This window comes from Streptomyces sp. NPDC048248, assembly GCF_043201875.1.
Taxonomy (GTDB): domain Bacteria; phylum Actinomycetota; class Actinomycetes; order Streptomycetales; family Streptomycetaceae; genus Streptomyces.
On record NZ_JBICZL010000001.1, the window covers coordinates 517,128 to 530,054 of the forward strand.

Below are 12,927 nucleotides of genomic sequence, written 5' to 3' on the forward strand. Positions count from 1 at the left end.
TTATGAAGCCGAGGTGTTCGACTGCTCGGGCCGGGGCGGCACCCTCCATCGCGAGTCTCAGGACCCGGCGGCGAAACGAGGCCGTGGCGTCGGCTCGACGACGCCACGGCACACCACCGCTCCCTCCACTTCCCGTGCTTCTTGGGCCCGTTGGAATGCACTCGGCCGAGGACGCCGATGGCGTGGATCACACGGACTACTCCGCCCCGGGCTCGAAGTCCTCCACGAAGTAGCTGTCGTGCCGGATGCGAAACTGCTTGAGTTCCTCGCCACCGCGCTGCGCCATCTCCCCTACCCGCTCGAAGTACTCCTCGCGGGGAGCTCCCGGGGAGAAGAGCATGAGCATGGACATGGGCTCGTCCGTCACGTTCTTGAACGCGTGCAGACCACCGACCGGTACGTACAGGAAGTCCCCCTCGCGTCCCGTGACCCAGTTCTCGCCGTTGTAGAGCTCCAGTTCGCCGGAGAGGATGAAGAAGGACTCCGACATGGCCTTGTGGAAGTGGGTCTTGGCTCCGGCGGCCCGCGCCCCCAGATCCACTCTGTACAGGCCGAATTCACCGCCGGTCGACTCGTTGGTGGCGAGGTAATGCGTCGAGCCGCCGGGCGAGGAGATGTCCGGCGGGGTGTTGGCCGGGCGGAAGGTGGCATTCACCTCGCCCCTGTCGCCGTGGTAGCGAGGCTCGGGGTAGGTGAGGTCTTCCGGGTACGACATGATGCTCTCCTTTGGCTGGTCTCCACCGGCATGATGGCTCCCGCCCCACGACGGCGGCATCGGGCTTCCGGGTGATCTTGGTGGACCCCGGAATGAGGACCGGAGACCTAGGCCATCAGTACGGGCCGGCGGTTGGGCCTGTCCTGTACGGCGGTGGCAATGGGTGAGTCCGCGAGCTTGGCGGCCCGGCATCGAGAACTCCTCACGGCCGTCCCGTAGGAGATCTCCGAGTCCGCGGTGCGCTACCCCATGACCGCACGGGCCGCGTCCAGGAACGCCAGCCGATCGTCCTCCAGGTAATCCCGCACGCTCTCGCCGTTGGGCAAGCCTCTGAAGGCGGAGCGTTCAGCCTCGGCCCCCACCTCGACGAACCGCTCCAGCAACGCCAGTCGTTCCGCGCGGCGAGCCTCCGACACTCCGATCTGCTGCCGTTGCTGTTCAGCACGCTCCGCCGAGACCTGAGTCCTGTGCTGGACGAGGTAGGACAACAGGCCGCCGAGGACAACGCCGCCCAACGATATGAGTGCCACCCAGACCTGACCCGACATGGTGGCCATCGTGCCACCACAGCGTCGCCCGGCCGAGAAGCGCGCCTCCGTGCGCCACCGGTCACGAGATCGGATCCGGCGGACCGCAAGGGCGCGAACCGACGGTGCGAAATGCGCTTGTCCGCGTTTCGGTACGGCGTTACCGTGCCGCAGTGGATCTCTTCTCACGCTCTTGGGCGGCATTGCGCACCGCGGTCGCCGAACTCCCGGACGAGGATTTCGAGCGGCCGTCCGGCTGCGCCGGCTGGCTCGTGCGGGACCTCGTGTGTCACCTGGTCATCGATGCCCAGGACGTTCTGATCACCCTGGTCACGCCCACCGAGGCCGAAGCGACCGTGGACGCGGTCACCTATTGGGAGCTCGTCGAACCCCCGACAGGCGAGGACCCGCTCGATGCGCTGATTCCCCGGCTGGCCGCGGCGTACGGCGAGCCGCGATGGCTCAAGTTCCACCTCGACGACGTCGGTTCAGCCGCGGGCCGCGCCGCCGAATTCGCCGATCCCACCGTCCGCGTCAGCACCCGCGACCAGGTGCTGACCACCGGCGACTACCTCTCCGCCTACCTGCTCGAATGGTCCTTGCACCACCTGGACCTGATCGCGCATCTGCCGTCGGCCGCCGAGCCGCCCGCCGAGACCCTCTCGGCCGCACGAGCGGCGCTGGAGAAAATCGCCGGGACCGCGTTCCCCGTCTCGCTCTCCGACGAGGACGCCCTGCTGATCGGCACCGGACGTCGCACACCGACCGCCGCGGAGACGGCCACGCTGGGCGATTTCGCCGCGAAGCTCCCGCTCATCCTCGGCTGATCGGCCCCGGTGGCGGGCAGGGATCGAATCACGTACCAGGCGCGCTCCGGGCGGCCACGCCAGGTGGCCGGAAGTCGCGGAAGCGTGGTGTGCCGGGTTCCGGTGCGAGCCTGGCGGCGCGGGCGGTGAAGCTGATGGCGTGGTACCAGCCGCAGAGCATGAACAGGTCGAGGAGCTGCTCGGGGTTGAACTCGGCGCTGAGACGGGTCCACAGCGCGTCGTCGATGTCGTGGTCGGTGTGGAGCGCGTCCGCGGCGTCCAGGAGCAGCCGGTCGCGTTCGGCTGTCCAGCAGGCGTCCGCGCTCGTGCCATGGGTCAGCGAACCGATCTGCGCGGGGGTGAGCCCGGCGCGTGCGGCGAAACGAGCCACGTGCACCCCCCATTCGTACTCACAGCCGCACACGGCGCAGGTGCGGTCGATGACGATTTCGCGGTCGCGCAGCCCGAGGCCGAGCCGGCGGCTGAGCTGGTAGGAGCCCCAGCTGTGCAGGGCCTCGGCAAGATGCCGGTTGCGCGCGTACATGCGGAAGAGCGCGATGGGCTCCTCGCCGCCGGGCATCATCCGGCGCAATACTGCCGCGGTCTCCGGCAGGTAGGGCTGTTCCAGTGGCGGTAGCCGTTCAGGCATCCCACTCCCTCCACCGTGCTTCGATTTTCGAATCACCGGAGAGAGTAGTGTTTCTGAAATCGAAGCACCAGTCCCTTCGAGAGGAAGCACCGAGCGAACATGCCCTCAACTCCACGACCGGGCCGACGAGTTCGCGGCTCCACCACGGGCCGTCCCCTCATGGCCGCACTCGACCTGTTCGGACGGCGCTGGACCTTGCGAATCCTTTGGGAACTGCGTGATCAGCCGGTGGGGTTCCGCATGTTGCAACAGCGGTGCGACGGCATGTCGTCGAGCGTGCTGCGGCAACGCCTGATCGAGCTGTCGGAAGCTCTCTTGGTGGAACGCGGCCCTGGCGCAGGCCCCGTCGTCGGACCCGATGACGGCTACGGACTGACGGCGCTCGGGGAGGAGGCGCTCGACGTACTCGGCGGCCTGCATTCCTGGTCGGAGCGCTGGGCCGCGGAGCTCGGCGCGCGCACCACCGGCACCACCGAGACCACCTGAACAGGCTGCTCGACCGGGGCCAAGTGAGTCCTCAGCCAGGGGGATGACGCGCCACCATATGGAGCGCCTGAGCCACGGACTCCGCTCGTTGCGTGCGGCAGGATGCGCCGCCTCTCAGCCGCTCCGTGCACACCTCAGGACCACGTCCAGTACATAGGAGAGGAATTCAGCTCATGACGAGCACCGCACAGGAATGGCACCTGGTCGCACGTCCCGTGGGCCGACCAGTCACCGACGATTTCCGCCTGGTGGAGCGGACATTGCCCTTACCGGGCGCTGACGAAGTCCTGGTCCGCAACACCTTCCTCTCGATGGACCCCTACATGCGGGCTCTCATGGGTGCCGGGGACCCTGATATCCCCTCCTACGCGCTGGGTGAGCCGATGACAGGCGGGGCCGTGGGCCAGGTCGTCGAGTCGCGCGCAGCCGGGCTGGCCCCGGGGGACCTCGTACTCGGCAACCTGGGCTGGCGCACTGCTGCTGTCGCCCACGCCAAGCTCCTCACCAGGCTCCAACGGGTCGACGGCGTACCGGAATCCGCGTTTCTGGGCGTACTCGGTATGCCTGGACTCAGCGCCTACGTCGGGCTGACCGAGATAACCGAGCTGCGCGAGGGTGACACCGTTTTCGTCTCCGGAGCCGCCGGCGCAGTGGGCAGCCTGGCAGGCCAGATCGCCCGGCTGCGCGGCGCCAAGGCCGTCATCGGCAGCGCCGGCTCCGACGAAAAGGTGCAGTACCTGATCGGCGAGCTCGGCTTCACCGCCGCATTCAACTACAAGGACGGCAGCGTACGCGAGCAGCTCATGAAGGCCGCCCCCTCGGGCGTGGACGTGTATTTCGACAACGTGGGAGGCGATCATCTGGAAGCCGCCATCGACGCGCTGAACCCCCACGGTCGAGCTGCGCTGTGCGGGGCCATCTCCGGATACAACGCCACCGGGCGGACGCCCGGTCCGAGCAATCTGGTCGAAGTGGTGAAGAAGCGGCTCACCCTGCGCGGATTCGAAGTAGGCGACCACACGGCTCTCCAGCCCCGCTTCGCCCACGAGATGAGCAACTGGCTGGCCGACGGCAGCATCACCTTCCGGGAAACCGTCGTGGACGGCATCGGCAATGCGGTGGACGCCTTCCTCGGCCTGATGGGCGGCTGGAACACCGGGAAGATGCTGGTCCGAATCTGACAGCAGGTGGGCAGAAGTGCCTCCCCGGTCAGGAGAGGCACGGTGCGGCCGCGCTGACGGCGCACGCGGTCAGCTCGCCGGAGTCGCGGCGTGTTTGCCGCTCGTCATGGCGCGCTGACCTTGGGCGAGGCGTTCGTGGCTACTGCTCCTCCCGCTCGATCCACTCGCTGCCGCCCAGCGGGTAGTCGTAGCCGGGGCGGCCGGCGCCGGCACTCGTACGGAAGGGGCTGCCGTTGTTGTCGATGTGCACGGTGCCGTGACGGTCGCCGCTGGACCAGTCCAGGACGAGGTCCCAGCGGACGTCGTGGGCCCTGGTGTGGGCGGTGACGTAGAAGACCTCCGGGTCGGACTCGCTGATCTTGTACGGGAAGTCCCGTTGGCCGTTCCTGCCGGTGACGGTGGGGCTGCCGTTGTCGAGGTCGATGTCGAATGACGTGGTTTCGACGTTGCCGCCGCAGCCGACGCCCATCGCGTAGTCGTTCCAGGCGAGCGGGGCGCCCTTCGTGATGATGCGTACGTGCAACGCCTCCAGGACGACGGTGTCCTTGCTGGTGCCCTGCACGGTGAGGGCGACGCGTTGCTCGCCCGACGATGTCGCGCCGTACGCGGCGGCCCATCGGGGCGCGTCCTGTTCAGGGGCGGGCGGGCCGACCTGTTCGGGCTCGCTGTCGACGAGGAAGTGCTGGCTGCACGGACTGTCGTAGACGTAGGGGCGGGTGGCGACGTTGACCGGTACGCCACTGGTTTCCTTGTCGGTGCCCCGGGCGTGTTGAGGGGCGGACTCCGACGCCGAGGCCGAGGGTTCGCCGGTGTGCGCACCACGCGACGGGGAAGGGGAGGCCGGCTGTGACGACCGCTTGTCTTTCGCCCGGGTGGTACCGCCGGCCGTGGCCGTACCGGTCCCGGCAGCCCCGGCGGCCTTCTGGCCGCCGCTTTCGCCTCCGGAGGACGGAAGGCCAACGGCCAGCACCACTGCGCCCAGAACGACTGCCGTGGCAACGGACGCGATGAGCGCGGTGCGGCGCCGACGGAGCCGCAAGGGAGCGGAAGGGGTGGGGGCGGACGCGACGGTGCCGCTGACATCGGGCTCATCGCTTCCGGCGGGTTCGCTGCGTTCGGCGCCCCCGCGCGCCGGCTCCGTCCCGCCCTCCGCCTCGGGCAGATCACCACCCGAATCGGCAGGATTCTTCGCCGCGTTGAGTCTCCCGGCGCCGACTCCGGCACCGCGCAACGCCCCGCCCGGCCCCGGCCCCTTACGCACCCGCGCCGCATCCGCCAGAATCCACCGCCGGTGCAACTCGACCAGTTCCTCGGGGCTCGCGCGGCACGCTCTGGCGAGCCGCTCGACCGGCGCGTAGTCGGCCGGCACCGCACTGCCGTTGCAGTAGCGGTGCAGCGTCGATGTGCTCGTGTGCAGCCGTTTGGCGAGCGTGCCGTAGCTCAGTCCCGAGCGTTCCTTGAACCCCCGCAGCAGCTCCGCGAACGCATCCGTTTCCCCGGCGGCCCCCGCGCCCCCTGTTGCTCCTGACACCGTTGTTCCCCCTCCCCATGTGACCCGGCGCGTCCCGTTCCCGCGTTCCGGACCCCTTACGTTCCCCCTGGTCAAAGCCCGTTTCCATGTTCCGGCATCCCCAACTGCCCCGCATTCGTGGCGACTGGGACGGATCACCCCACAAGCTTCCGTCATCCAAGCACCACGACCACCGCACCACCGAAGGGGACCAGCCACATGTCCAGCATTCGCAACTCCCGCACCCGCCTTCTGACCGCGGCCGCGACCGGTGTGCTCGCCGCCCTCTCCCTGACGGCGTGCAACGACAGCTCGGGCGTCCGGGGCGAGGGCTCATCCAAGAACGCCTCCGCCACCGCATCGCCCTCCGCATCCAAGGCGGCCGGATCCGGCGCCTCCTCCCCCGATGACGCGAAGCCCGGGTCCCCCGGTTCGAGGTCCGGCGCGAACGCATCCGCGACGAAGACCGTCGCGGCCGGGAACGGCAAGACGGGCGCCGGCGGCAAGGACGTCACGTGCGAGGGCTCCAACACCAGGACGGTCGCGGCGCCCCTGAACCGCCCCGTGAACCACATGCTCCTCACGGTCACCAACATCGGCAGCAGCAGCTGCCATCTCTACGGCTACCCTGCCGTACGCTTCGGCGAGGCCCAGTCCGTGCCGCCGGTCATCGAGGACTCCCACCCGCAGGCCGTCATCAGCCTCAAGCCGGGCGAGTCCGGCTACGCCTCCGTGAACCTGTCCGCGGCCGACGGCAGCGGCTCCCACGGCCGCACCGAGCAGTCCCTGGCCGTCCACTTCCAGGGCCCCTCCGGCGACGAGAGCGTCGGCACGGCTGCCGACCCCGCGCTGCCCGCCAAGGGCGTCTACGTCGACGACTCCCTCAAGGTCACGTACTGGCAGCAGTCGATGGACGACGCCATCAGCTGGTGACGGCATCGCCGACACGGAGTTCTCCTGCCCGCTCACCAAGAGGTCGGCACCGCACCCCGAGTCCAGAGGGAATGGCTTCATCGCCTGCGGGCCGGCCTCCGCTGGGCCGGAGGCCGTGAGCGTCTCGACTCCGGTGAGAGAGGGCCATCACCTCGCCGGGTACTGGGGTGCTCACGTGGAAAACTCGGTGAACGTCGTCGACAGCTGACGACGCACCACAGCGAAGGAGCGGCGCACCCGGTGAACCTGACTTTGCCTCAGCGCATTTACCTGATGGCCTACAGCCCCGCCAAGAACGACTTCACGACTGCCAACCTGCAATTTCGCGGACAGCGGCTGCGTGCCGCGGCACTGACCGAGCTCCTCGATGCCGGACTGGTCGGCACCGACGGCGGCAAGGCCATCCGGCTCGGAACCGAGCCGCCGGCCGATGCCTTCCTCGCCCAGGTGTGGGGCCAGGTGTCCGCCGACAAGCCCGAACGCTGGCTCGAATTGGTCCACAACGAGGCCCACACGGCCGAGGCGCCGATGCGCTCACAACTCCTCACGGCGGGAGTGATCCGCGAGCCCGAGCATCGGCGGCTCGGTCCGCTGGGCCCGCACCACGTCGTTCTCACCGCCCCGGAACAGGTCCTCGCCCTTCGCGAGGCGACCCGCAGCGTGGTTTTGAGCGACTCGGATCCGACTGCGGTCCTGCTCGACGATCTGGCCACCGCCTTGCTGTGCACCGAAGGCGAGGCAAGCGTTCTTTTCGACGGACGGGAGCGGCGCGCGCACAAACAGACCCTCACGGCCTTCGCGCATCGGTTCGACGACTTCGCTCCCGGCCTGCGCAACGCGCTGCTCACCTCCATCGTGTCCCACCGGGCCGTGGGCGGCGGATGGAGCTGAATACCGGGCCACGGCAAAACCTAGGGGCAGCTCGCCGAACGGCGCCAGGACGGCTAACGACGTCATGATCACTGCTGACGCATCAGGCGCCGCTCAGCCGAGACCTGGGGAGAGCGCTGCCTGCCGGTATCTCCCTGGGCGGTGTCATCGCCGGCCGGTACCGTGCACGGCAGAACCAGGGGGTGAGCTGATGCGCCCAGCGCCGTTGGTGGATGTCGACGGACCGCTGAACCCCTATGCCGCGAAGCCGCACCGACGGCCCGAGGGCTACGAGACCATCGGCTACTGGTTCTGGAAGTCGCCCGGCATCGTTCCGCGTGATCATTTCGGACAGCCCTCAGCCGACGGCCCTGAGGCGGTCGCGTTGGATCTGGCGGGCCAGGGCGCGGCGCAGAGATGCGGGAGTCGTGGCGGTGGTCTTCGAGGGGGCGGGGAGGTCGAGACCCCGGCTGATCTCGTCGTACGCATCCCGGTAGCTGCCGGGTATATCTGCACGACGCAGCATCAGGTCCTCCTCGACGAGGCGCCGCAACTCGTCGACGTTCCGCGGCGTGAAGCGCTTCTTTCCCCGGGCGATGGCGTTGAGGCAGCGCGTGCAGCGAGCGGTGTGATCGGTGAAATCGGTGATTTCCTCGGCGAGCCCCCACAGGCGCCCTTCGAGCCAGGGCGCGTCGTGCTGGTCGAGGGAAAACTCCATCGGAGGCAGCGGGTCGCCCGTCTTGTGCTTGCTCACCTGCTTGGAGACGGCCGGCTGACTCATCTCGGTGAGCTGGGAGATCCTTTCCTGGGTCCAGCCGAAGCCGGCGAACAGTTTGATCATTTCAGCCCGTAGCTTCCGCATCTCCTCGCCCGCCCGGATGACGTCGTTCATCTCGGCGAGCATCCGCTCAGCCTGTTCCTCGGTCAGCCTCTCGGGGCTCTGAGGCGTCATCTCTTCCCTTGCCATAGCTCGGATTTATACCTGGTTCGACAACCATAACCTGGTTGTATTACCTGGTTATGGCTGACAGGGTGTCCGTCATGCCTTCCTACTCCGCACCTGACGGAACCCTGCTCGCCTACCGCGTCATCGGAGACGGCGCACCGGTCGTCTGTCTGCCGGGAGGCCCCGCGGACTCCCTCTACCTCGGCGACCTCGGCGGGCTGACCAGGCACAACCGGCTGATCCTGCTGGACCTGCGCGGCACCGGTCGATCCGCGCTCCCCAAGGACGTCTCGTCCTATCGCTGCGATCACCTGGTCGACGACGTCGAGGCGCTGCGCGAACACCTCGGACTCCCGCGGATGTCCCTTCTCGGCCACTCCGCGGGCACGAACATCGCGACGCAGTACGCGGCCCGGCACCCGAAGAGGATCGGCAAGCTCGCCCTGATCGGCCCCAGCACTCGTGCCGTCGGTGTCACCATCACCGGGGACACGCGCCGCGAGCTGGCGCGGCTTCGTAAGGACGAGTCGTGGTTCCCGACGGCGTTCACCGCCTTGGAGGCGATCATCGAGGGAGCGGGCAGCGACGGTGAGGCCATCGCGCCTTTTCTTTACGGCCGTTGGGACAGCGAGACCCGCAAGCACCACGCGGCCGGCCGGCCGCGCAACGAGGAGGCTGTCGCTCTCTTCGCGGCCGAGGGCGCCTTCCGCCCGGAGATCACTCGCGCGGCCCTCGCCACCTGCGAGGCCCCCGTCCTCCTTCTCACCGGAGAGTTCGACCTGAACAGCCCGCCCCGGTCGGCTGCAGAGTTCGCGGGCGCATTCCCCGACGCCCGGCTCGTGGTCCAGCCGGGGGCGGGCCACTACCCGTGGCTCGACGACGCCGACCGGTTCGTGGCCACCACGGCGGCATTCCTGGCTTGAGTCCGCGTGCTCCCCTGCAGCCCGAGGTGCACGAGGACAAGCCCGGTGGGGTTGGCCCCCCGACCGGACGAACAACCGCATGCCGTTCCGCCACCTCGGGGCGGCCCGGCCCTACCTCCACAGGTCCCGCAAGGCGGCGTTGACGGTGCCCGGTTGCTGAGTGTGGGGGTAGTAGCCGGCCACACGTAGTAGACGGGCGCCGACGGTCTCCGCTACGGCCTCGGCACAGGCGATCAGCGGTTCCCCGGCGTACCTGCGGTACAGCTCCGGCGCGTCCTGCCAGGTTCCGCAGACCACCAACGTCGGCCACGGGGCGGCCCGCAGCGGGCTCAGAGGCACCACCGCCTCCCACACCGGGCGTTCGTGCATCGAGGTGGCCACCGCGCGAAGGCGCTGCGGGGTGGGGTCCGGCATGGCCATCCCCAGCCCCTCCGTGGAAGCGCGCAGATACTGCTCGGGCGTGACCGAATCCGGCACGCCGGCGCTGTCCCGTACCCGGTGCAGCATTTCCTGGATCACCGGGTGTCCGGTGGCTGCGGAGAACGCTGCAGGCTGGATCAGCGTCAGGGAGCGTACGAGGTCGGGGCGGCGCCCGGCGGCGAGCATAGCCGCCAGACCTCCGTTGCCGTGGCCGACCACATGGGCGCCGCATTCCTGCCGGGCCAGCAGTTCCACCAGATCGTCGGCGTCTGCGTCGAAGTCGCTCTGGTCGGTGTCGGGGCTGCGGCCATAGCCCCGGCGGTCCACCAGCAGCAGGCGGTAACGGTCGGCCAGCGACCGCTGGGCAGCGAAGCCGTACGCCTCGTCACTGCCCCACGTAAAGATGTTGTGCACGAAGACCGCGGGGACTCCCCTGCCCTCGGTCTCGTCCCACTCCGTCACATGAATGGCAGTCATCTGCGATCCCCCGTCGAACGCTTCGGCTACGCGTACCTTCAAGTGTCCCCCGCGGGCGGCTGCTCCGTGCGGGCACGGGGGGCGTGCACCGCATGCGGCGCGGGCGAAGGAGCAGGGCCCAGGTCCAGGCCCGCGCCCTCCCAGCCTCTGACCTGGAAGGTTCGCCGGATTGGTCGTCGCGCTCGGCGGATCGGGCCGGGTTGGATGGGCGGAGTACATCCGACGTGGCGTCAGGAGGCGAGGTGCCGGCCCGGCCCCGGGGCGGACGCCGAGCTCGACCGGAACGAGGACATGGTCACGGCATTACACAACCTCTGCCGGCCGCCGCTCCCGGGCGCGGCGATGAATGTGCCCGGCACGCGCAGTCTCACCTCTATCGACGACACAGGAGGAACCTCGTGGAACAGCTGCTGAGAGTCCAGAACTTCAGCATCTCGCGTGACGGATTCGGGGCCGGTGAGCATCAGAGCCTTGAGAGACCGTTCGGCGACGCCGATCCCGGGGACATGTTCGCCTGGGCCGGCGCCACGGCGAGCTGGCCCCGGCGCACCGAACCCGGGGGGAGCCGCGGTCTCGACGACTATTTCACGCGGGACTACGCGCGCAATATCGGCGCCGAGATCATGGGCCGCAACAAGTTCGGGCCTCAGCGCGGGCCCTGGCAGGACCACGAATGGCGCGGCTGGTGGGGTGACGAGCCCCCGTTTCACACCCCGGTGTTCGTCATGACCCACCACAAGCGTCCGTCGTTCACGCTCTCCGACACCACGTTCCACTTCGTCGACGACGACCCGGCCACGGTTCTGGCGCTGGCTCGGGAGGCCGCACAGGGCAAGGACGTCCGGCTCGGCGGCGGGGCCACCACCATCCGGCAGTTCCTTGACGCCGACCTCGTCGACACGATGCATGTGGCGGTCTCGCAGGTGCAGCTCGGGTCCGGGTCCCGGCTCTGGGAATCACCCGAGGAGCTGCTCGACCGGTTCCACCTCGATGTCGTGCCCAGCTCGAGCGGAGTGACCCACCACCTGTTCTGGCGAGAGTGATGGTGAAGGTGACGCGAGGTCACTCCGGGGCGTGAGAGCGGCGGGGGCGGCCTGAGGGGCCTGGGCGGCGGGTGTGTCACCGTTCCAGGCCGGCGGCCTTGGTCGCGCGTCGGGCGAAGACATCTTCCCGGCGATCTTCCATCTGCCGCAGCGCCTCCTTGCGGTCGCGCTTGGAGAGCCGATCAAGATACGTGTGGCCGGCGAGATGGTCGGTCTCGTGCTGCAGACATCGGGCGAAGTAGCCCATCCCCTCGATGATCAGAGGGTTGCCGTCCTTGTCGACCCCGCGGACGACAGCACGATCGGTGCGGGGCACGGCCATGGTGGCACCGGGCACGGACAGGCAGCCCTCGAAGTCGTCAACCAGCCGGCGGGTGCCGGGATCGGGGAGATCCAGAACCGGGTTGATGAGGTGACCGACGTGCCGAACCCCGGAGTCGTCCGGGCAGTCATACACGAACAGCCGCAGGTCGACGCCAACCTGGTTGGCGGCAAGACCGGCGCCGTCGGCCACATACATGGTCAGGAACATGTCGTCGATCAACGCCGACAGCTCCGGTGTTCCGAACGCGGTCACCTCCCGGCACGGACGGCTCAGCACCTCCTCACCCACCACCGTGACCCTGCGAACCGAACCCCGTTGCGCCTCCGGCGGCAGAGTCGGACAGGTGTCGACGGGGCGGCCTTGCACCCGAACTCGCCGGTCGACGGGACGGGGCGGCTCGTGATGAACAGACATGACTGTCTCCCCCAATTGCACGCAACAGATGCCGCGGAGGTCACCGCAGCCGATGCCTTCGGCAAGGGCTCTTGCCAAGTGCTTTGCAAAGTAGCAGACTTTGCAAAGTGACTGAAGATGACCTCAACGCCTCGGACGACAGGACGGCCGGCACCGGCGAGGAACTGCGTGAGCACGCAGTCCGCACAGCTCTGCTGAGCCTGCTCGCCGAAGTCGGCGCCGTCACGGCGACCGAAGCCGCCTCCCGGCTCGGCTACAGCTCCGGTCTCTGCTCGTTCCACCTACGGCAGCTCGCACGTCACGGATACATCGAAGAGGCCCCCCACAACGGGGGCCGCGCACGCCCCTGGCGTCTGAGGCAGCACGCCCCCGATACCGGCGGGCCCGCCGAGCAGTTCGGCGACTTGGCCCGGGGGCTGGAGGACGAGAGCTGGCAGCGATGGCTCGCCCAACGCGCCCAAGCGCCCGGCGAGTGGCGCCACGACGAAGCCTTCAGCGCCATCGCCTACCTGACGCCCGAGGAGATGAGTCGGGTCGCCGACGTGATCCGACGTGCGCTCGCGCCCTATCAGGACCGCGAACAACGCCCTCTGGCCCGGCCCGACGGCGCTCGACCGGTGGCTCTCATCACTCGGCTGTTCCCCCTCCTTCCCCACACCGCTGACGGTGCGGGGAAGGACTGAGCAGTCGCCACCGTTTCGC

15 protein-coding genes are annotated in these 12,927 nt (G+C 68.8%); 8 read left to right on the forward strand and 7 right to left on the reverse strand.

Features of this window, described 5'->3' with window-relative positions; all coding sequences use genetic code 11:
• Positions 1-196 precede the first annotated feature (196 nt).
• On the reverse strand, positions 197-715 hold the full coding sequence (locus tag ACGFZW_RS02450; RefSeq protein ID WP_393891109.1) for a cupin domain-containing protein: 519 nt from the start codon (positions 713-715) through the stop codon (positions 197-199).
• Between the two features lie 242 nt (positions 716-957).
• Positions 958-1,272: a hypothetical protein gene (locus ACGFZW_RS02455; RefSeq protein ID WP_393891110.1), complete on the reverse strand. Its 315-nt coding sequence runs from the start codon at positions 1,270-1,272 to the stop codon at positions 958-960.
• A 143-nt stretch (positions 1,273-1,415) separates the two neighbouring features.
• Here ACGFZW_RS02455 and ACGFZW_RS02460 point away from each other — a divergent pair, with 143 nt between their 5' ends.
• Positions 1,416-2,069 carry a maleylpyruvate isomerase N-terminal domain-containing protein gene (locus tag ACGFZW_RS02460; RefSeq protein ID WP_393891111.1) on the forward strand — a complete coding sequence of 218 codons (654 nt, stop codon included), beginning with the start codon at positions 1,416-1,418 and terminating at the stop codon, positions 2,067-2,069.
• 28 nt (positions 2,070-2,097) lie between these two features.
• Here the strand turns inward: ACGFZW_RS02460 and ACGFZW_RS02465 are convergent, their stop codons facing one another.
• Positions 2,098-2,697, reverse strand: coding sequence for a carboxymuconolactone decarboxylase family protein (locus tag ACGFZW_RS02465; protein ID WP_393891112.1), 600 nt, complete (start codon positions 2,695-2,697; stop codon positions 2,098-2,100).
• A gap of 159 nt (positions 2,698-2,856) precedes the next feature.
• Between ACGFZW_RS02465 and ACGFZW_RS02470 the strand changes: the two genes are divergently transcribed.
• Together ACGFZW_RS02470 and ACGFZW_RS02475 are read left to right on the forward strand one after the other, a co-directional pair.
• Positions 2,857-3,183, forward strand: a complete 327-nt coding sequence (locus ACGFZW_RS02470; protein WP_393891113.1) for a winged helix-turn-helix transcriptional regulator — start codon at positions 2,857-2,859, stop codon at positions 3,181-3,183.
• Between the two features lie 173 nt (positions 3,184-3,356).
• A complete protein-coding gene (locus ACGFZW_RS02475; RefSeq protein WP_393891114.1) occupies positions 3,357-4,364 on the forward strand; it encodes an NADP-dependent oxidoreductase in 1,008 nt (335 codons plus the stop codon).
• A 139-nt stretch (positions 4,365-4,503) separates the two neighbouring features.
• Here ACGFZW_RS02475 and ACGFZW_RS02480 read toward each other — a convergent pair whose 3' ends face one another.
• Positions 4,504-5,895, reverse strand: coding sequence for a helix-turn-helix domain-containing protein (locus ACGFZW_RS02480; RefSeq protein ID WP_393891115.1), 1,392 nt, complete (start codon positions 5,893-5,895; stop codon positions 4,504-4,506).
• 198 nt (positions 5,896-6,093) lie between these two features.
• Between ACGFZW_RS02480 and ACGFZW_RS02485 the strand changes: the two genes are divergently transcribed.
• Positions 6,094-6,807, forward strand: coding sequence for a DUF4232 domain-containing protein (locus tag ACGFZW_RS02485; RefSeq protein WP_393891116.1), 714 nt, complete (start codon positions 6,094-6,096; stop codon positions 6,805-6,807).
• A 240-nt stretch (positions 6,808-7,047) separates the two neighbouring features.
• Complete coding sequence (locus ACGFZW_RS02490) at positions 7,048-7,698, forward strand: GPP34 family phosphoprotein (protein WP_393891117.1); 651 nt, start codon at positions 7,048-7,050, stop codon at positions 7,696-7,698.
• Positions 7,699-8,035: 337 nt separating this feature from the next.
• On the opposite strand, the gene ACGFZW_RS02495 is transcribed toward ACGFZW_RS02490, so the two are convergent.
• Complete coding sequence (locus tag ACGFZW_RS02495) at positions 8,036-8,629, reverse strand: sigma-70 family RNA polymerase sigma factor (protein ID WP_393891118.1); 594 nt, start codon at positions 8,627-8,629, stop codon at positions 8,036-8,038.
• Positions 8,630-8,718: 89 nt separating this feature from the next.
• Between ACGFZW_RS02495 and ACGFZW_RS02500 the strand changes: the two genes are divergently transcribed.
• Positions 8,719-9,546: an alpha/beta fold hydrolase gene (locus tag ACGFZW_RS02500; RefSeq protein ID WP_393891119.1), complete on the forward strand. Its 828-nt coding sequence runs from the start codon at positions 8,719-8,721 to the stop codon at positions 9,544-9,546.
• 111 nt (positions 9,547-9,657) lie between these two features.
• Here the strand turns inward: ACGFZW_RS02500 and ACGFZW_RS02505 are convergent, their stop codons facing one another.
• Positions 9,658-10,443 carry an alpha/beta fold hydrolase gene (locus ACGFZW_RS02505; RefSeq protein ID WP_393891120.1) on the reverse strand — a complete coding sequence of 262 codons (786 nt, stop codon included), beginning with the start codon at positions 10,441-10,443 and terminating at the stop codon, positions 9,658-9,660.
• A gap of 398 nt (positions 10,444-10,841) precedes the next feature.
• Between ACGFZW_RS02505 and ACGFZW_RS02510 the strand changes: the two genes are divergently transcribed.
• On the forward strand, positions 10,842-11,486 hold the full coding sequence (locus tag ACGFZW_RS02510; protein ID WP_393891121.1) for a dihydrofolate reductase family protein: 645 nt from the start codon (positions 10,842-10,844) through the stop codon (positions 11,484-11,486).
• Positions 11,487-11,562: 76 nt separating this feature from the next.
• Here ACGFZW_RS02510 and def read toward each other — a convergent pair whose 3' ends face one another.
• A complete protein-coding gene (gene def, locus ACGFZW_RS02515) occupies positions 11,563-12,225 on the reverse strand; it encodes a peptide deformylase (RefSeq protein WP_393891284.1) in 663 nt (220 codons plus the stop codon).
• 107 nt (positions 12,226-12,332) lie between these two features.
• On the opposite strand from def, the gene ACGFZW_RS02520 reads away from it, so the two are divergent.
• The gene (locus ACGFZW_RS02520) at positions 12,333-12,908 is read left to right on the forward strand and encodes a winged helix-turn-helix domain-containing protein (RefSeq protein ID WP_393891122.1); all 576 of its coding nucleotides are present in this window, start codon (positions 12,333-12,335) and stop codon (positions 12,906-12,908) included.
• Positions 12,909-12,927: the final 19 nt, after the last annotated feature.